Genomic DNA, 18548 nt, shown 5'->3' on the forward strand with positions numbered 1-18548 from the left:
ACACCCTCGGGGAGGTCCTCGGTGATCAGGGCGACCCGGACCCCGCTGGTCTCGTCGAGGGTGACCTTGGCTGCGGCCATCACCTCCTCGGGCGTGGCTCCTGCCTCGCTCGGTGAGTCCTCGCCGCCGCAGGCGGCGAGGCCGAGCGTGAGGAGACCGGCGGCGAGCAGGGCGAGGGGGCGGCGCCGACGCACCGTGGTCCGGGTCTGCATGGCGGTCAGCCTGTCACATCGCCGGTCGGCGCGGCCTGGCTCGTCCGCTCGGCGGCGTCCCCACCCAGACGCTCCTGCACCGGTCCGGCGCAGGCCGCGATCGCCTGACTGCCGGGGACGCCGGAGCCGTCGCGGCGCCCGGTGGCCGCCGGGAGGTCGATCGGGGCGCCGCTGGAGGCGGCGGCGCGGGCCGGGGCGGCGCCGGCCCAGGCGAAGACGAGGGCGTCCTCGCCCTTGAGGAAGCGGTGACAGCGGACGCCGCCGGTGGCCCGGCCCTTGGGCGGGTACTCCGAGAAGGGCGTCACCTTGACCGCCCCCGGCTCGGTGCCGGGCAGCGCGGTCGAGGAGCCGGAAGCCGTGACCACGACCGCGTCGGCGCCGTGCACGACCCCGAACCACGCGACCTGCTCGCCGGCGTTGAGCCGGACCCCGGCGATCCCGCCGCCGGAGCGTCCCTGGGGGCGCACGCCGTCGGCACCGAAGTGCAGCAGCTGGGCGTCGGAGGTGATGAAGCAGAGCGTCTCGGCGCCGGTGCGCAGCTCCACCGCGCCGACCACCTCGTCCCCGTCCTTGAGGGAGACGACCTCCCACTCGTCGCGGGAGAGCACCTCGGGGTTGACCCGCTTGACGACGCCCTGACGGGTGCCGAGCGCCAGTCCGGGCCCGTCGGTCGGCAGCGAGGTGAGGCCCAGCGCCCGCTCGCCCGCCTCCAGCGACAGCACCTCGCTCATCGGCACCCCGCCCTGCAGGTTGGGGTCGTTGGCCGAGGACGGGATCGCGGGCAGGTCCAGGACGGAGAGCTTCACGATCCGGCCCGCGGAGGTGAGCACGCCGACCTCGCCGCGTGCGGTGGTCCGCACGGCCGAGACGAGCACGTCGTGGTTGGTGCGCGCACCTCCCGAGCCGAGCGGCTCGTCGGAGGTCGAGCGGGCGAGCAGGCCCGTGGAGGAGAGGAACGCGAAGCAGGGGTCGTCGGCCACCTCGAGCGGTACCGCAGCCGAGGTGACGGCCGTGCCGGCCGACTCCAGCAGCACCGTGCGCCGGGGCGTGCCGTAGGTCTTCGCGACCTCGGCGAGCTCGTCGGAGACGACCTTGCGGAGCATCGCGTCGTCGCCGAGGATCGCGTCCAGCGCCTCGATCGTGGCCAACAGCTCGGCCCGCTCGGTGTCCAGCTCGATCCGGGAGTACTTGGTCAGCCGGCGCAGCGGCATCTCGAGGATGTAGTTGGTCTGCACCTCGGTCAGGTCGAAGACCTGCATCAGCCGCTCGCGCGCCATCGCGGTGTCGTCGGAGGTGCGGATCAGCTGGATGACCTCGTCGATGTCGAGGATCGCGACGAGCAGCCCCTCCACCAGGTGCAGGCGTTCGGCGGCCTTGCCGCGACGGTACGACGAGCGGCGGCGTACGACGGCGAAGCGGTGCTCGAGGAACACCTCGAGGAGCTCCTTGAGCCCGAGCGTGCGGGGCTGGCCGTCCACCAGGGCGACCGTGTTGATGCCGAACGAGTCCTCCATCGGCGTCTGCCGGTAGAGCTGTTCGAGCAGTGCCTCGGGGTGGAAGCCGTTCTTGACCTCGATGACCAGCCGCAGCCCCTTCTCCCGGTCGGTGAGGTCCTTGACGTCGGAGATGCCCTGGAGCTTCTTGCCCTGGACGAGCGTCTTGATCCGCTCGATCACCCGCTCGGTGCCGACGCCGTAGGGCAGCTCGGTGACCACGATGCCCTTGCGTCGCGGCGTGATCGACTCGATCCGGGCGGTGGCCCGCATCTTGAAGGTGCCCCGGCCGGTCAGGTAGGCGTCCCGGATGCCGTCCAGGCCGACGATCTTGCCGCCGGTCGGCAGGTCCGGCCCGGGGATGAAGCGCATCAGCCCGTCGACGTCGGTCTTCGGGTGGTTGATCAGGTGGCGCAGGGCCTGGACGACCTCGACGAGGTTGTGCGGCGCGATGTTGGTCGCCATGCCGACCGCGATGCCGGTGGTGCCGTTGACGATCAGGTTGGGCAGTGCCGAGGGGAGCACGGTCGGCTCGATCTCGCGGCTGTCGTAGTTCGGCTTGAAGTCGACGGTGTCCTCGTCGATCGAGGCGGTCATCGCCACGGCGGCCGGGGCCATCCGGCACTCGGTGTACCGCATGGCGGCGGGGGAGTCGTCGGGCGAGCCGAAGTTGCCGTGGCCGTCGACCATCGGCACCCGCATCGACCACGGCTGGGCCATCCGGACCAGGGCGTCGTAGATGGCGCTGTCGCCATGGGGGTGCAACCGGCCCATCACCTCACCGACGACCCGGGCGCTCTTGACGTGCCCGCGGTCGGGACGCAGCCCCATCTGGTTCATCGTGTGCAGGATCCGTCGCTGGACCGGCTTGAGGCCGTCGCGGGCGTCGGGCAGGGCGCGGGAGTAGATGACGGAGTAGGCGTACTCGAGGAACGAGGTCCGCATCTCGTCGCCGACGTCGATGTCGAGGATGTGCTCCTCGAAGTCGTCGGGGAGGTCTTGTTTCGTGCTTCGCCGTGCCATGGGTGCATTCTCCCCGGTGCCCCGGGCGAGGCGCCCGAGGGCTCGCCGGGAGAGGGCCACCAGCGTCCCGGAATGGACGTCGAGGGGCCGCGGGGCCCGGGTTCACGCTAGTTTTCAGGGGTGACGGAGACCGAGACCGCGAACGAACCGGGGGAGGACGCCCCGGTCGCCCCGCGCCACTGGGAGGCCGACGTGCTGCTGCGCGACGGTCGGGCGGCGCACATCCGGCCGATCTCGACCGACGACGGCGACCTCCTCGTGGAGTTCTACGGCCGGGTCTCCGACCAGTCCAAGTACTACCGGTTCTTCAGCCCGATGCCCTACCTCTCCGACCGCGACGTCGCCCGCTTCACGCAGGTCGACCACGTCCGCCGGGTGGCCTTCGTGCTCACCCTGTCGGGCCAGATCATCGCGGTCGGGCGCTACGACGTCGTACGCGCCAAGGAGGCGGAGGTCGCGTTTCTCGTCGAGGACGAGCACCAGGGCCGCGGGATCGCCCAGATCCTGCTCGAGCACCTCGCCCAGGCCGGTCGCGAACGTGGGGTGGAGCGGTTCGTGGCCGAGATCCTCCCCGACAACAGCAGGATGATCCAGACCTTCCGTGACGCGGGGTACCGCGTGGCCAGCGAGTACGAGGACGGCGTCCTGGTGCTCGAGTTCCCGATCGACCCCACCGACACCGCGATCGGGGTGATGGTGAACCGGGAGCACCGCGCGGAGTCGGTCTCGATCGAACGCTTCTTCAACCCCCGCTCGATCGCCGTGATCGGGGCCAGCCGGCGCCAGGACACGATCGGTCGGGCCCTGGTCCGCAACCTCGTGCTGGGCGGCTTCACCGGCCGCGTGTACGTCGTGAACCAGTCCGCGGACGCCGTCTCCGGGATGCCCGCCTACGCCACGGTCGGCGACATCCCCGACGACGTGGACGTGGCGATCGTGGCCGTGCCCGCCGACGCCGTCGAGGACGTCGTGCTGGACTGCGCGGCCAAGGGCGTGCACGGCCTGGTCGTGATCTCCTCGGGTTTCGCCGAGACCGGCGAGGAGGGTCGCCAGCGGCAGCGCCGCCTGGTCGGGCTCTCCCGCTCCTACGGCCTGCGCCTGATCGGCCCCAACTGCCTGGGCATCATCAACACCGACCCCCAGGTCTCGCTCAACGCCTCGCTCTCCTCGGTGATGCCCGCGGGCGGCCGTGCCGGCTTCTTCTGCCAGTCGGGGGCGCTGGGCTCCGCGATCCTGGAGAAGGTCAACAACCGTGGTCTCGGGCTGTCGACCTTCGTCAGCGCCGGCAACCGTGCGGACGTCTCCGGCAACGACCTCCTGCAGTACTGGGAGGAGGACGACGCCACCGAGGTGGTGCTGCTCTACCTCGAGTCGATCGGTAACCCCCGCAAGTTCTCCCGGATCGCTCGGCGGGTCTCGCTGAGCAAGCCGATCATCGCGGTCCGATCCGGGCGGACCACGCAAGGTGTGCCGATGGGCCACGCCGTGCGCAAGATCGCGGCGCCGCCGCAGGCGGTCGACGCGATGTTCCGCCAGGCCGGCGTGATCCAGGTCGACACGCTGGAGGAGATGTTCGACGTCGCCCAGCTCCTGGCGCACCAGCCGTTGCCACGCGGGCGGCGCGTCGCGATCGTCGGCAACTCCGACGCGCTGGGGCTGCTCGCCTCGGATGCCGCCGCCGCGGTCGGTCTGGTGGTGAACAAGTCCGTGGCCCTGGGCGCCGAGGCGAACGCCGCCGACTTCGAGGACGCCCTGGACGCCGCCATCGACGACCCCGAGGTCGATTCGGTCGTGGCTGTCTACATCCCTCCGCTCAACGTCTCGGGTGAGGACGTCGCCAACGTCCTGGCCGCGGTGGGGGAGCAGTCGGACAAGCCGCTGGTCTCGTCCTTCCTCGGCGCCGAGGGCGTGCCCGAGCTGCTGCGCGTGCCCGACGTGGCCGGCTCCACGGCCGGGCGCGGATCGGTCCCGTCGTACCCGGCCGTCGAGGCCGCCGTCCGCGCGCTCGCCCGGGTGGTCGAGTACGCCGTGTGGTTGCGCACCCCGGACGGTCCGCCGCCCGGCCCGGACGAGGTGGACCTGGGCTCGGCCAAGCGCCTGGTCGAGGGTCTGCTGCGCGAGCACCCCGACGGCACCGACCTCACCCGTGGCGACCTGACCGCGCTGCTGGCGGCGTACGGGATCGAACTGTGTGAGTCACGCCCGGTGAGCTCCCTCGCGGAGGCCGTCCAGGCCGGCGAGGACCTCGGGTGGAACGTGGTGCTCAAGGCCACCGCCGAGCACCTGCGCGAACGCCCGGACCAGGCGCACGTGTGGCGCGACATCGACACGGCCGAGGAGATGACCGACGCCTGGATGTCGTTGAACGAGCGGATCACCCGTCCCGAGCTCGCCGGGTTCGTCGTCCAGCGCAACGCACTGCCCGGAGTCCCGGTGGCGATCCGCAGCATCGAGGACCCGCTCTTCGGGCCGGTGGTGTCCTTCGGGATCTCGGGGCCGCTGATCGAGCTGCTGGCCGACAAGTCCTACCGGATCCCGCCGCTGGGGGACCGCGATGCGGCCGCCATGGTGCGCGAGATCAAGTCGGCTCCGATGCTCTTCGGCTACCGGGGCAGCGACGTCGTCGACGTCGCCGAGGTCGAGCGGCTGATCCGGCGGGTGGCCCAGCTGCAGAACGACCTCCCCCAGGTGAGCTCGCTGGAGCTGTCGTTGGTCCTCGCGGGCGCGGACGGCGCCACGGTGCTCACCGCCGGTGCCCGGCTTGACCCCGTGGTCGACCAGCGCAGCGACTGGTTCGTGCGCCGGATGCCGCACCACCCGGGGGACACCATTCCGCAGTGAGATCGGCGGCGTGCAGGACGGTCTCGCGGCCGAGGTGGACTGAACTCAGGCGCTGGCCGGAGTCGCGTCGCTCTCCCAGACCTCGCGGATGATCGAGACCAGGCGCGCCATCGAGGTGCCCTTCTCGACGTAGCGCGAGGCGCCGCCCTGCAGGACCTGCTCGGACATCCGCTGCTGGTCGAAGCCGGAGAGCATGATGATCTTGGCGCGCGGCGCGACCTTCCTGATCAGGGGGAGTGCCTGCAGGCCGTCCATGCGCGGCATGGCCAGGTCCAGCAGCACGAGATCGGGCTGCAGGGTCTCGGCCAGTTCGACGCCTTCGTGGCCGTCGACGGCCTCCCCGACCACGTGGCCGATCAGCTTGCGCTCGACCTGGAGCCGGAGCAGCGTCCGGAGGTCGGCGGAGTCGTCGACGATGAGGACCCGCGGGTTGCCGTCCCCGGGCTCGTGTCCGACCGGCTCATAGGGGGGCGGGGCCTCGACGCCCGCGTCCAGGACACTGGCGGTGGTGCGGACGAGGTCGCCCGCGTGCACGTCCTGTCCGTCGAGTGGTTCCATCAGGTCGGTCATCATCTTTCTGGCGGACGTCAAGGTCTGGCGGACGTAGGCGGTGGTCTGCTCGTGGTCCTCGGACTCGAGAGCGTACGTGGCGGCGGTGAGTCCTTGGACGACATTGTCGTTGATCTCCACCGCCTGACGCTGCCGAAGCTGCGCCTCGCGCAGGTTGGCGGCGAACGCTTCGCGGGCCAGTCGCGGCTCGGCGTCGTGCAGGAAGACCGCGATCATGTCGTTGTCCTGCCGACCCAGCGGGGTGGTGCGGTAGTCGAGCTGCAGCGCGCGGCCGTCCATCCCGGTGGCCGGCACCGCGCGACCGACCGGCTGGTCGATCGCGGTGATCTCGTCCATCGAGTGGCCGACCGGATCGCCGCCGAGGACCTCGAGGGCCGCCGGGTTCGCCTGCACGATCTGGCCGTGTTCGACGACGAGGATCATGTCGGGACTGCTCTGCACCAGCGCCACGAAGCGATCCGCGCTGCGGGCCCGTTCCTCCTCGGCGAGGACCCGGTCGGTGATGTCGATGCAGGTGCCACGCATCCGGGCGGGTTGCCCCGCCTCGTTCATCACGACCTGACCGTTCGAGGACAGGTAGCGCATCTCGCCGGTGGGCCGGATGATGCGCTCGATCATCTGGTAGGGCTCGCCCGAGGCGAGGGCGGCCTGGTGGATTCCCATGATCGTCTCGCGGTCGTCCTCGTGGATCAGGCTGAGGAAGCGTTCGTAGCTGGCGTTGAACGACTGGGGCTCGTGGCCGTAGATCCGGTACAGCTGGTCGGACCAGCGGTTGGTGTCGGTGGCGATGTCCCAGTCGTAGTCACCCATGCCGGCCAGGCTCTGGGCGTTGTCGACCCTCGCGGCCAGGTCGGAGAGGTCCTCCTCGGACTGGCGGCGGCCCACGGCCGAGGACAGCAGGGCGGCGGCCACCTCGAGTTCGTCGCTCTCGGCGCCCTGGCGCGCGGTCGTGCGGGCGAGAACGAGAACCTCCGGTGCGCCCGGAAGGCGACGGGCGAGGACCTGCTGGATGCCCAGCGCGGACCAGGCCTCGGGTACCGGCGGGGTGCTCCACCCGTCCTCGTCGGTGATCTCGAGCATCGGGGTGAGGCAGCCGGTGTCCACCGGGTACCCGGCGCTGGCGGGCGTGGTGTGGCCGTCCTTGTCCTGGCGGACCACCACGGCGGCATGGGCTCCGGCGATTCTCATCATCGTCGGCAAGGCGGCTCCGAGCACGCTCTTGCGGGTCGTCTCTCGTGAGCAGGCGCGTGCGAGCCGTGCCAGCGCGCTCGTGTCCGACGTGGCGTTCATGTGCTCCCCTTTGACCGTGCGGTCATGCGAGCCCGCCCGAGCCGAGCAGTTCATCGAACTTCTCCCACCTGCACAGTACGTGACCGGGTCACATCCGTGCGGTGAATCGATCGAGCGGGGGCAGTCCACGAGGGCGAGCAGTCCATCAGGTACGCGGCTCGCGAGTGACGCCAGGAGTACGGAGCTCGACGCGGCACGTGACAGACTGCGCTCATGCCCAGCCGCACCACCGAGGACCACGACCGCAGCCTGGAGCTGCGGCACGCCATCGACCGCACGGGCTACTACCCCGAGGTCGTCGCCGACGGGGTGGCGGCAGCCGTCGCCGGCGAGCAGGTGGTCTCCTTCTTCGTGCACCACGAACCGACCTTCGAGCGTGACGAGGTGCGCCGGCACCTCAGCGTCATCGTGCTGACGCCGAGCCGGCTGATCCTGGCCCACACCGACGAGCACCCGGCCGACGACCTGCTGCCCGCGCCGTACACCTCGACCTCCACCGAGGCGATCCGGCTCTCGGCGGTCAAGTCGGTCGTGGTCACCCGGATGATCGCCAACCCGACCTCCGGGCCGACGCCCCCCGCCGAGGCCGTGATGACCATCGGGTGGGGTGGCGTGAGCCGCATCGACCTCGAGCCGGCCGCCTGCGGGGACGCCGAGTGCGAAGCCGACCACGGCTACACCGGGGTGTTCGCCTCCGACGACTTCTCGCTCCGGGTCTCGACCGCCGCCGACGGCACCGACGCGGTGGCCGGACTGCTCTCCTTCACCGATTCGCTCTCCGCCCGGACCCACGGCGCGTGAGCTTCGTCGAGCCGGCGTACCTGGAGCGTTCGCTCGGGGACGTCGTTCCGGCCGTCGGCCTCGCCCTGGGGATGCCGCTCGACGACCGGCCGACCTCGTTGGTGCTGCCCGAGGCCCCGGCGTACGTGGTCCTGCTGATCGACGGGCTCGGGGCCCGACTGCTGCAGCGCTACGCGCACGCGGCGCCGTACCTCTCCAGCCTGCTGGTCGACCAGGCGCCCGGCACCGCCGGAGTTCCGTCGACCACGGCGACCAGCCTGACCTCGCTCGGTACGGCGCTGAGCCCGGGAACGCACGGACTGGTCGGCTTCACCTCCCGCATCCCGGGGACCGACCGGCTGCTCAACGCGCTGATGTGGGACCACGACATCGACCCGACCCAGTGGCAGCCGAACCCGACCGCCTTCTCACGGCTGCAGGCCCTCGGGGTGACCACGACCGTGGTGAACAAACGCGAGTTCGCCACCAGCGGTCTGACCCGGGCCGCCCACCGTGGCGCCGACTTCGTGGGCGCCGACAAGGTGGGCGAGCGGCTCGCGGCGGCCGTCACGGCTTCGACCGAGCGTCCGTCGCTGACCTACCTCTACGACGGCGACCTCGACTGGACCGGGCACCGCTTCGGGGTCACCTCCAGCCAGTGGCTGCAGCAGCTGGCGATGATCGACGCCGAGGCCGAGCAGCTGCGCGAGACGCTGCCGTCCTCGACCCGGCTGCTGGTGATCGCCGACCACGGGATGATCGACTCGCCCGACGACCGGCGCATCGACGTCGACGAGCACCCGGCGCTGCGCGACGGGGTGGCCCTGCTCGGCGGGGAGGCGCGCTTCCGGCACGTCTACTGCCAGCAGGGCGCGGTCGCCGATGTGGCCGCGACCTGGCGCGAGTTCCTGGGGGAGCGGGCGACCGTGCTGACCCGGGACGAGGTGATCGCCCGCGGCTGGTTCGGCGCGGTGGCGCCGGGGGTGCTGCCCCGCCTCGGCGACGTGGTGGTGGCCTGCGCCGACGACACCGCGCTGATGTCGAGCCGGGACTTCCCCTACGAGATGACGCTGGTGGGTCTGCACGGGTCGCTGACCGCCGACGAGATGCTCATCCCGATGCTGGTCGACTGAGGCCCGTGCCGATGGCCCGGCGCGACGTGCCCCGGCCCCCGGATGGCAGGATGCTCCCTCGTGGCTGAACTGCATTTCTACACCGGCACCATGGACTCGGGGAAGAGCACCCTGGCGCTCCAGACGAACCACAACTACGCCGCTCGGGGACGGGTCGGGCAGATCTTCACCAGCCACGACCGGGCCGGAGTGCCGGTGATCTCCTCCCGGCTGGGGCTCACCCATGATGCCCAGGAGGTCGGGGAGGACTTCGACTTCTGGACCTTCGTGGTCCGCACCCTGACCCAGGGCGGACGGGTCGACTACCTGATCTGCGACGAGGCCCAGTTCTACTCGGCCGAGCAGATCGAACAGCTGGCCAAGATCGTCGACGAGCTGCAGATCGACGTCTTCTGCTTCGGGATCCTGACCGACTTCCGGACCCGAATGTTCCCGGGCGCCGCCCGGTTGGTGGAGCTGGCCGACCGGATGCAGGTGCTCCAGGTGGAGGCGTTGTGCTGGTGCGGCAAGCGGGCCACGCACAACGCGCGCACCGAGAACGGCGTGATGGTGACCGAGGGCGAGGTGATCGTCGTCGGGGACGTCGAGGAGCAGCACACCCAGCCGGCCGACGTCGCCTACGAGGTGCTCTGCCGCCAGCACCACCGGCGGACGCTCACTGCCGCGCGGGCCAAGGCCGTCTCGCTCGCCCCGGAGCCGCTGCCCTTCGGGTGAGCCGGCCGGGGCCGTTGAACCGGTCGCCCGGCGCCGCGATGATGACGCCATGACGACCCACCCCCTGATCGACGTACCCGGGCTGAACCGGTTGCTGGGCTCGGTGAGCGTGCTCGACGTCCGCTACCGGATGGGTGGGCCGCCCGGTCCCGCGGCGTTCGCCGCCGGCCACGTGCCGGGGGCCGTGTACGTCGACCTGGAGACCGACCTGTCGGCACCGCCCGGGCCGGGCGGTCGGCACCCGCTGCCCACGCCGGCCGACTTCGAGGCCGCGGCGCGTCGCCTCGGGGTTCGCTCCGAACGTCCGGTCGTGGTCTACGACGACTGGGCCGGGCATGCAGCGGGGCGGGCCTGGTGGCTGCTGCGCTACCACGGTCACCGCGACGTCCGGATCCTCGACGGCGGCTGGGCCGCCTGGCGGGCGGAGCACGGCCCGGTCGAGACCGGCCCGGGCACCGTCCCCGGTGCTGGTGACTTCACCGCGCGCCCGGGTCACCTGCCCGTGGTGGACGCCGAGAACGTGCTGGACGTGCCGGTGCTCGTCGATGCCCGCGCCGCCGAGCGGTACCGGGGCGAGGTCGAACCGATCGACCCGGTGGCCGGCCACATCCCGGGTGCCGTCAACGTGCCGACCGCGAAGAACCTGACCGCCGAGGGACGCTTCCGGCCGGCGGCCGAGCTGCGCGAGCTCTACGCCGCCGTCGGCGCGACACCCAGCGAGGCCGACGAGGTCCGGGTGGCGGCCTACTGCGGCTCGGGGGTCACGGCGGTGCACGACATCGTCGCGATGGAGATCGCCGGGATCACCGCCGCGCTCTACCCGGGCAGCTGGAGCGGCTGGATCGCCGATCCGAGCCGCCCGGTCACCAGTGAATGCCCTTGAAGACCTTCGCCAGCATGATCTGCTCGGACTCGCGAGTGCCGGTCGAGCCCTCGCCCTTGGCCGCCGCCGAGTCGGGGAAGACGTGGTAGGCCATGTTGAGCAGCCGGAAGGCGAGCTTCGGCGCCACCGTGTGTGCCACGGCACCGACGTTGCCGAGCAGCGTGTTGATCTCGTGGGGGCGCTCCACCATGGCCTTGATGACCAGGTCGGCCGCCTGCGCCGGTGAGATGGTGGGGAACTTGTCGTAGAGCTTGGTGGGCGCGATCATCGGCGTCCGCACCAGCGGCATGTGGATGCCGGTGAAGGTGACGCCGTCCCCGACCAGCTCGGAGGCGACCACGTTGCTCCACGAGTCCAGCGCCGCCTTCGACGCGACGTACGCCGAGAAGCGCGGCGGGTTGGTCTGCACGCCGATCGAGGAGATGTTGACGATGTGGCCCTTGCGCTGATCGCGCATCTTCGGGAGCAGACCCATCACCAGGCGGATCGCGCCGAAGTAGTTGAGCTGCATGGTGCGCTCGAAGTCGTGGAAGCGGTCGTGGGAGAGCTTCAGCGAGCGACGGATCGAGCGGCCGGCGTTGTTGACCACGAAGTCGATGGCGGGCAGCTCGGCGGCGACCTGCTCGCACAACCGGTCGATCGCCTCGAGGTCCGAGAGGTCGCAGGGGAAGACGTGGGCGGTGCCGCCGCGCAGCTCGATGATCGCGCGGGTCTCCTCGAGCTTGTCCTTGCCGCGCGCGACCAGCACGGGGATGCCGCCGGCCTGGGCGACCTTCAGCGCGGTCACCTGACCGATGCCGGAGGAGGCGCCGGTGATCAGGACGTACTTGCCGGTCAGGGCAGCGCGGACGGCCGGATCCCGACCGGTCGACTCGTCGAGGTTCTCCTCCCAGTAGTTCCACAGGGTGTCGGCGTAGGACTCGAGGTCCGGGACGCCGATGCCCGAGCCGGCCAGCGCCTTCTCGGTGCGCCGGGAGTCGAAGACGGCGGAGAACGAGGTGTGGGCCAGGACCTCGGCCGGTACGCCGAACCGGCCGACGGTCTGGTCGAGCAGGGCCTGGACGGCGCCGTTGCGCACCAGCCCGCCGACCACGGTGGAGGGGCGCAGCATCTTCGGCACCAGCGCGAACGGCAGCGATCCGGTGACGCGGCGATCGATCGGGGTGGCGAACTGGGGGGCACCGGCGGCCGAGCAGAAGGCGTTGATCGTGTCGACCACGGGCTGCGGCTCGGGGTTGACCAGGTGGAACGCCTCGCCGTCGTGACCGGGCAGGTGGGCGAGGTGGTCCATGGCCTTGGCCACGTAGTCCACCGGCACGACGTTGGTGTCGCCGAGGTCGACACCGACCAGCGGCATCCAGGACGGCAGGTTGTCCCGCAGCATCTTCATCAGCGGGAAGAAGTAGTAGGGGCCGTCGACCTTGTCCATGGCGCCGGTCTGCGAGTCGCCCACGACGACCGCGGGACGGTAGACCCGCCAGGGAGTGGACAGCTCCTCGCGCACGATCTTCTCGGACTCGAACTTGGTCCGGTGGTAGGGCGAGGGCAGGTGCTGGCCCTCGTCGAACATGGTCTCGTCGAAGCGACCCACGAACTCGCCCGCGGCGGCCACGGAGGAGACCTGGTGGAAGCAGCCGACCTTGAGCGCGTTGGCCAGGGAGACGGCGTTGCGGGTGCCGCCGACGTTCATCGCCTCGTTCGTGGCGTCGTCCGCGGTCATGTCGTAGATCGCGGCGAGGTGGAAGAAGTGGTCGATCTCACCGGTGTGGTCGGCGACCCACTTCGAGGCCACCCCCAGGTTCGGCTGGGAGAGGTCTCCCACGACCGGGATCACCCGGTCGGAACCCCAGCGCCGGAGGAGCATCTCCATCCGGGGCAGGGAGCTCTCCCGCACCAGGACGTGGATCTCGCCCTCGCGGTGGTCGAGGAGCTCCTCGACGAGGTGTCGGCCGATGAACCCGGTTGCGCCTGTGACGAAGTACGACATGCGGTGGACCCTACCCGGAAGCGAGGGTGTTGGTCACCGCGCGCTCCCCAGCACTTTCGCCCACCCCGGCTCAGTCGTTCTTGCCGCCGCCGAACATGATCTCGTCCCAGCTCGGCACCGAGGCCCGGCCGCGGCTCTTCTTGACCGGACGCCGCGTCGGGGACTCGTCCTCCGCCTGCTCGTCGGTGGTCTCCGGCGTCGCCGAGGGCTCGGAAGTCGCGGGCTCCGGGGCGTCGGCGCCGGGTGCCTGGGACGTCGACTCGTCGTCGCTGGAGCCGGCGTGAGGGTGGGGCACGGGGGTCGGCGGGGCCGGGCTCGGCTCGCGGACCGGGGTGGGGTCGGCCACCATCTCGATCGCGTCGTCGCCGAGGGGGAGCTCCTCCTCCTGGACCGCGCTCAGGCGGCGCTGACGGGCCTGGCCGAGGTCGTCGGCGGCGGGTGCGGCCTCCGCGGGGGCCGCGAGCTCGCCGAGCAGCCAGCGGGCGTCGTCGTTGTCGGCGGTGACGTAGTTGCCGGGCATGTCGAAGGTGAAGTGGGCCGCTCCGGTACGACGGGTGGCGGCGTAGGCGCCGGTGAGGGTCCAGCGGCCGTCCTCGCGGCGCCACGCGTCCCACTCGACGGAGTCCGGGTCGACGTTGAGCGAGCGCAGGTGGGCGGTGACGGCGTCGCCCAGGGTGCGCGCGCTGCCGGTCGAGCCCGCGTCGACGGCCTTGCGGCGCACCGACGAGCGCTGCGCCCGCTCCGCCACGTGCTGGCGCTCGGCCAGGACCGGGGCGGCGAACGCCATGATCTTCTCGACGGTGGTCTGCGCGGCCTGCGCAACCGCCTCCGGGGTCTCTCCGGCCCGGATCCGAGCCTGGATGTCGCGGGGACGCATGGCACTGTCCATCTGAATCTCCAACTTGCCGAGGCGGGCGGTGTCGCCGAGTAGAGCAGCGCGGAGACGCGGGTCGATGTCGAGCGTGAACTCGACCCCGGCTTCGCTGAGCATGAGCAGGCGCTTCCCGTCGTCGCTCACTCCGCTGAGGGTGAGGTGCGCCATGGGTGGTCCTGCTCCTGTCCAGCGTCTTGTCTTCGGTGCGCCGAGCCTACGCCAGCAAGGTGCGGCAGGTTGCGCTGTGTCCCGGCGTGCCTCGCTCCGATCGAGGAACCCCGCTTGCGACGGTAACCTCCACTCGTGCAGCCCCCCGAGCCCTCCTCCGCCCTGGTGGTCCTCGAGCTCCTCGGCATCTTCGTCTTCGCGATCTCCGGGGCCCTGGTCGCGGTGCGCAAGGAGCTCGACCTGTTCGGGCTCCTGGTGCTCGCCGGCACCACCGGTCTGGGCGGCGGATTCCTGCGCGACGTGCTGATCGGGGCGGTCCCGCCGGCTGCCCTGGCCGACTGGCGCTACCTGCTCGTCCCGGTCGGTGCCGGCGTGCTCACGTTCTGGTGGCACCCGGCGATCGGGCGGATGGAGCGCACCGTCACCGTGTTCGACGCCTTCGGGCTGGGGCTGTTCTGTGTCACCGGCGCCCTCAAGGCCGTCGACTACGGGCTCGGCCCGGTGCCCGCTGCCCTGATGGGGATGGTGACCGGGATCGGCGGCGGGATGGCGCGCGACCTGCTCGCCGGCCGGGTGCCCGAGATCTTCCGCGGGGAGCTCTACGCGACCCCGGCCTTGGCCGGGGCCTTCATCGCCGTGATGCTCGACCGGACCGACCTGCCGTTGCTGGTGGTGGCGCTCGCCGGCGGGGGCCTCTGCATCGTCTGGCGCCTGCTGGCCATCTGGCGGCACTGGCAGGCCCCGATGCCGAAGGGGCCGGCCAGCGTCTGACCGGGGTGCCTGCGTCAAGCCACTCGTGGCCGGTCTCGAAGGCGTGGCCACTCGGCTCGACCGCGTCCGCGGGCATGGCGCCGACCCGCACGCCCTGACAGTGCTCGGTTCAGCGGCGGGGGAGGAGGAGCGCGGCGAGGGCCGCGACGACGCCCGCTCCGAGTGCGACGAGGTACGCCGCGGAGGCGCCGTGGGCGTCGATCACCAGGCCCGAGACGGTGGCGCCCGGTGCGACCCCCGCCACCAGTCCGGTGTGCATGATCGCCATGCCCTCGGTCAGTCGTCCCCGCGGAACCGCCTGCTCGGTCAGCGACAGGCTCGCGATCAGCGTGGGCGCGATCGCGAAGCCCGCCAGCAGGAGCAGCAGACCGAGCACCAGCAGCGAGTCGACGAAGTAGAGGGGCAGCATCGTGGCGGCCATCGCCGCCGCTCCCCAGCGGACCCGGAAGTCGGCGCTGCGTCGCCAGTGGACGGCCCCGGTGATCACGCCCGCCAGCAGACTGCCGAGGGCATAGAGGGCGAGCAGTGGCCCGGCGTACGCCTGGCTGCCCTGTTCGCCCGAGAAGGCCACGGTGGTCACCTCGACCGCCCCGAAGAGCGTGCCGAGGGCCGCGCTGACCACGGCCAGCGGTCCGATCGTCGCCCAGGGCATCGGTGGCCGCGGGCCCGACGTCCGGCGGGGGCCGGTGGCCGGCGGCTCGGTGGCCCGCAACGACGTGAAGACCAGGGTGCCTCCCACACAGGCGACGATGGCGACGGCCATGCCGGCCACCGGGTGCCAGGCGGTGGCGAGGACGGTGACCAGGATCGGGCCGAGCATGAAGACGGCCTCGTCGAGCACCGACTCCAGGGCGTAGGCGCTCTGGATGTCACGCGGCTCGCTCAGGACGTGCGACCAGCGAGCCCGCACCGAGGAGCCGACCTGGGGCAGGGTGGCGCCCGCGACCGCCGCGATCACGAAGGAGGTGATCCGGGGCCAGTCGGCCTGCACGGACCAGACCAGCAGGGAGGTGGAGACACCGAACACGACGGCGGCGACCGTCAGGACGCGTCGCTGTCCGAGGCTGTCCAGCAGGCGTCCCTGGAGGATCGCGAGCAGGGCGTTGGCGACCATGTAGGCCGCGGAGACGGCGCCCGCGACCGCGTAGGAGCCGGTGGCGGCCGAGACGAGCAGGACGATGCCCAGCCCGACCATGGAGATCGGCAGGCGCGCCACCAGAGCGGTGGAGCTGAACGCGAGCGCGCCGGGCTCCGTCAGCACCCGGCGGTAGGAGGTCAGCACGATCGCGAGCGTAGGACCACGCGGACGCCCGAGCGAATTGTCGCGCTGCCTACGATGGCGGCATGCAGCCTGCCGTGAGCCGTGACGCCACGCCCTACGACGCCCTCCTCCTGGTCTCCTTCGGTGGTCCGGAGGCCCCCGACGAGGTGGTGCCGTTCCTGGAGAACGTCACGCGGGGTCGCGGGATCCCGCGCGAACGGCTCGAAGCGGTGGGGGAGCACTACTTCCTGTTCGGCGGCCGCTCGCCGATCAACGACCAGAACCGCGCCTTCCTCGCCGCCCTGCGCCAGGACCTGGCCGGCGCGGGCATCGACCTGCCGGTCTACTGGGGCAACCGCAACTGGGACCCCTACCTGCGCGACACCGTCCAGCAGATGGCGGCCGACGGCGTGACCCGGGCGGCGTGCTTCGTGACCAGCGCCTACTCGTCGTACTCGAGCTGCCGGCAGTACCGCGAGAACCTGGCCGACGCGGTCGAGGGGATCGAGGGTGCTCCGGTGCTGGAGAAGCTCCGGCACTACTTCAACCACCCGGGGTTCGTGGAGCCGATGGTGGACGCCACCCTGGCCGCGCTGGCCGAGCTCCCCGACGCCGTACGCGAGAAGGCGCACCTGGCCTTCGTCACCCATTCCATCCCCGAGTCGATGAACGACGCGAGCGGCCCCGACGGTGGGGCGTACGTCGAGCAGCACGCCAGCGTGGCCGAGGTGATCGTGGAGCGGGTCCGGCAGGAGACCGGGCGTCGGCACGCGCACCGGCTCGTCTTCTGCTCGCGCTCGGGTGCGCCCCACATCCCGTGGCTGGAACCCGACATCAACGACCACCTCGAGGCCGTGGCCGCCGACGGCGCGCCGTCGGCGGTGATGGTGCCGATCGGGTTCGTCTCCGACCACATGGAGGTGATCTACGACCTCGACACCGAGGCCCTGGCCACGGCGGAGAAGCTCGACCTGCCGGTCACCCGCGCGGCGACCGCCGGCGTCGACCCGCGCTTCGTGGCGATGGTGCGCGACCTGCTCCTCGAGCGGGCCGGCGTCGAGCGGGGCCAGGAGGTCGCCCGGGCCAGCGTCGGCAGCATCGCCCCGATGTGGGACCGCTGCCCGGTGGGCTGCTGCCCCAACCCGCGCGGCGAGCGGCCGGCGCTGTGCGGTCAGGACCGGTGACCTCGCCCGAGCAGCTGGCCGGCCTGGCGCTCGAGACCGCCCGGGCTGCCGCCGAGCTGGTGCGCGGGCGTGCGGCCCGCGGCGTCGAGGTCGCGGCGACGAAGAGCAGCCACATCGACATCGTCACCGAGGCCGACCGGGCGAGCGAGGAGCTGATCCGACGGCTGTTGCACGAGGCCCGGCCCGACGACGGGCTCGTGGGGGAGGAGGCCGCCACCGAGCTGGGCAGCTCGGGGGTCCGCTGGATCATCGACCCGATCGACGGCACGGTGAACTTCCTCTACGGCATCCCGCAGTACGCCGTCTCGATCGCCGCCGAGCGCGACGGTGTCGTGGTGGCGGGCGTCGTGCTCAACGCCGCCACCGGCACCGAGTACCTCGCCCACCTGGCCGATGACGGCACGGGCGGGGTGGCGACCCGGGACGGCCGACCCCTCGCCGTCCGTGCTCCCGCACCGCTGAGTCACCGTCTGGTGGCGACCGGCTTCAACTACGACGCCGGACTACGCGAGATCCAGGCCCGCGCCATGGTCCAGCTGCTGCCCCGGGTCCGCGACCTCCGCCGGCTGGGCTCCTGCGCCCTGGACCTCTGCCACGTGGGCGAGGGGTTGCTGGACGCCTACGTGGAGGAAGGGGTCCACGAGTGGGACCACGCGGCGGGCGGCCTGATCGCCCGGGTCGCCGGGGCCCGCACCGAACTCACCACGGGCGCCGGTGGCAGGGACCTGCTGATCTGCGCCCCCGAGCACGGTTTCGAGGAGTTCCGGGCAGCGGTGGCGCAGGCGGGATTCCTGGCCGGAGGCCCCGCCGCAGCACGGGAATAGCGGGCTGTTACCAGATGTTCACGGGTCATGACGGCGAACCGGTGTGCGACTGCGCAGTTCGATGGTGCACAATCTGGCGCCGACGCGGTCGACGATTGCCGGTTTTCGGTCTGTAAGGGTTCCAGGGGAGTGAAGTGACGCATGGCCACTGATTACGACGCACCACGCAAGAACGAGGACGAGCAGTCCGAGGAGAGCATCGAGGAGCTCAAGGCCCGTCGCCACGACAAGAACTCCGGGAAGGTCGACGAGGACGAGACCGAGGCCGCCGAGTCCTTCGAGCTGCCCGGCGCCGACCTGTCGCACGAGGAGCTCGCGGTCGAGGTGAAGCCCAAGCAGGACGACGAGTTCACCTGCATGAGCTGCTTCCTGGTGCACCACCGCTCGCAGCTCGACGACGCCAAGAAGATGATCTGCAAGGACTGTGCCTGAGCTCTGAGCTCACCCCCTGCGCATCGTCGACGAAGGCTCGCCCCCTGCTGGGGGCGAGCCTTCGGTGTTGTCGGTGTTGTCGGTGATCAGATGGTCGGTGCGTCCGCC

15 protein-coding genes are annotated in these 18548 nt (G+C 71.5%); 9 read left to right on the top strand and 6 right to left on the bottom strand.

Going from position 1 to position 18548, the window contains the following annotated elements:
• Both ABZE72_RS09620 and ABZE72_RS09625 read right to left on the bottom strand, forming a co-directional pair.
• Nucleotides 1-212: hypothetical protein (locus ABZE72_RS09620; protein ID WP_372728805.1), on the bottom strand; the 212-nt coding region annotated here is incomplete at its 3' end.
• Nucleotides 213-217: 5 nt separating this feature from the next.
• Entirely contained in the window at nucleotides 218-2728 is a 2511-nt protein-coding gene (locus ABZE72_RS09625; protein WP_372728806.1) for a DNA topoisomerase (ATP-hydrolyzing) subunit A, read from the bottom strand.
• Between the two features lie 120 nt (nucleotides 2729-2848).
• Here ABZE72_RS09625 and ABZE72_RS09630 point away from each other — a divergent pair, with 120 nt between their 5' ends.
• Nucleotides 2849-5569 carry a GNAT family N-acetyltransferase gene (locus ABZE72_RS09630; RefSeq protein WP_372728807.1) on the top strand — a complete coding sequence of 907 codons (2721 nt, stop codon included), beginning with the start codon at nucleotides 2849-2851 and terminating at the stop codon, nucleotides 5567-5569.
• A gap of 45 nt (nucleotides 5570-5614) precedes the next feature.
• Here the strand turns inward: ABZE72_RS09630 and ABZE72_RS09635 are convergent, their stop codons facing one another.
• The gene (locus ABZE72_RS09635) at nucleotides 5615-7429 is read right to left on the bottom strand and encodes a response regulator (protein ID WP_372728808.1); all 1815 of its coding nucleotides are present in this window, start codon (nucleotides 7427-7429) and stop codon (nucleotides 5615-5617) included.
• Nucleotides 7430-7642: 213 nt separating this feature from the next.
• Here ABZE72_RS09635 and ABZE72_RS09640 point away from each other — a divergent pair, with 213 nt between their 5' ends.
• From ABZE72_RS09640 to ABZE72_RS09655, 4 genes are read left to right on the top strand one after another with little or no spacing between them, the layout of a single operon-like run.
• The gene (locus ABZE72_RS09640; protein WP_372728809.1) at nucleotides 7643-8230 is read left to right on the top strand and encodes a DUF5998 family protein; all 588 of its coding nucleotides are present in this window, start codon (nucleotides 7643-7645) and stop codon (nucleotides 8228-8230) included.
• The gene (locus ABZE72_RS09645; RefSeq protein ID WP_372728810.1) at nucleotides 8227-9342 is read left to right on the top strand and encodes an alkaline phosphatase family protein; all 1116 of its coding nucleotides are present in this window, start codon (nucleotides 8227-8229) and stop codon (nucleotides 9340-9342) included. The genes ABZE72_RS09640 and ABZE72_RS09645 overlap by 4 nt, the downstream gene beginning before the upstream one ends.
• 60 nt (nucleotides 9343-9402) lie before the next feature.
• Nucleotides 9403-10056, top strand: coding sequence for a thymidine kinase (locus ABZE72_RS09650; protein WP_372728811.1), 654 nt, complete (start codon nucleotides 9403-9405; stop codon nucleotides 10054-10056).
• Nucleotides 10057-10105: 49 nt separating this feature from the next.
• Entirely contained in the window at nucleotides 10106-10939 is an 834-nt protein-coding gene (locus ABZE72_RS09655) for a sulfurtransferase (protein ID WP_372728812.1), read from the top strand.
• Here ABZE72_RS09655 and ABZE72_RS09660 read toward each other — a convergent pair.
• Nucleotides 10920-12926, bottom strand: a complete 2007-nt coding sequence (locus ABZE72_RS09660; RefSeq protein ID WP_372728813.1) for an SDR family oxidoreductase — start codon at nucleotides 12924-12926, stop codon at nucleotides 10920-10922. The two genes, ABZE72_RS09655 and ABZE72_RS09660, sit on opposite strands and share 20 nt — an antisense overlap.
• 70 nt (nucleotides 12927-12996) lie before the next feature.
• Entirely contained in the window at nucleotides 12997-13968 is a 972-nt protein-coding gene (gene sepH, locus ABZE72_RS09665; RefSeq protein WP_372728814.1) for a septation protein SepH, read from the bottom strand.
• A 135-nt stretch (nucleotides 13969-14103) separates the two neighbouring features.
• On the opposite strand from sepH, the gene ABZE72_RS09670 reads away from it, so the two are divergent.
• The gene (locus ABZE72_RS09670) at nucleotides 14104-14739 is read left to right on the top strand and encodes a trimeric intracellular cation channel family protein (protein ID WP_372728815.1); all 636 of its coding nucleotides are present in this window, start codon (nucleotides 14104-14106) and stop codon (nucleotides 14737-14739) included.
• Between the two features lie 109 nt (nucleotides 14740-14848).
• Here the strand turns inward: ABZE72_RS09670 and ABZE72_RS09675 are convergent, their stop codons facing one another.
• A complete protein-coding gene (locus tag ABZE72_RS09675) occupies nucleotides 14849-16021 on the bottom strand; it encodes an MFS transporter (RefSeq protein WP_372728816.1) in 1173 nt (390 codons plus the stop codon).
• A 62-nt stretch (nucleotides 16022-16083) separates the two neighbouring features.
• On the opposite strand from ABZE72_RS09675, the gene ABZE72_RS09680 reads away from it, so the two are divergent.
• The 3 genes from ABZE72_RS09680 to ABZE72_RS09690 all read left to right on the top strand — a co-directional run bounded on the left by ABZE72_RS09680 (nucleotide 16084) and on the right by ABZE72_RS09690 (nucleotide 18440).
• Nucleotides 16084-17184, top strand: coding sequence for a ferrochelatase (locus ABZE72_RS09680; RefSeq protein ID WP_372728817.1), 1101 nt, complete (start codon nucleotides 16084-16086; stop codon nucleotides 17182-17184).
• Complete coding sequence (locus ABZE72_RS09685) at nucleotides 17181-18008, top strand: inositol monophosphatase family protein (RefSeq protein WP_372728818.1); 828 nt, start codon at nucleotides 17181-17183, stop codon at nucleotides 18006-18008. Before ABZE72_RS09680 ends, ABZE72_RS09685 begins: the two co-directional genes overlap by 4 nt.
• A 141-nt stretch (nucleotides 18009-18149) precedes the next feature.
• Nucleotides 18150-18440, top strand: coding sequence for a DUF4193 domain-containing protein (locus ABZE72_RS09690; RefSeq protein ID WP_372728819.1), 291 nt, complete (start codon nucleotides 18150-18152; stop codon nucleotides 18438-18440).
• The last annotated feature ends 108 nt before the right edge of the window (nucleotides 18441-18548 follow it).

Source organism: Nocardioides sp. (assembly GCF_041600255.1).
In the GTDB taxonomy this organism is placed as follows: Bacteria; Actinomycetota; Actinomycetes; order Propionibacteriales; family Nocardioidaceae; genus Nocardioides.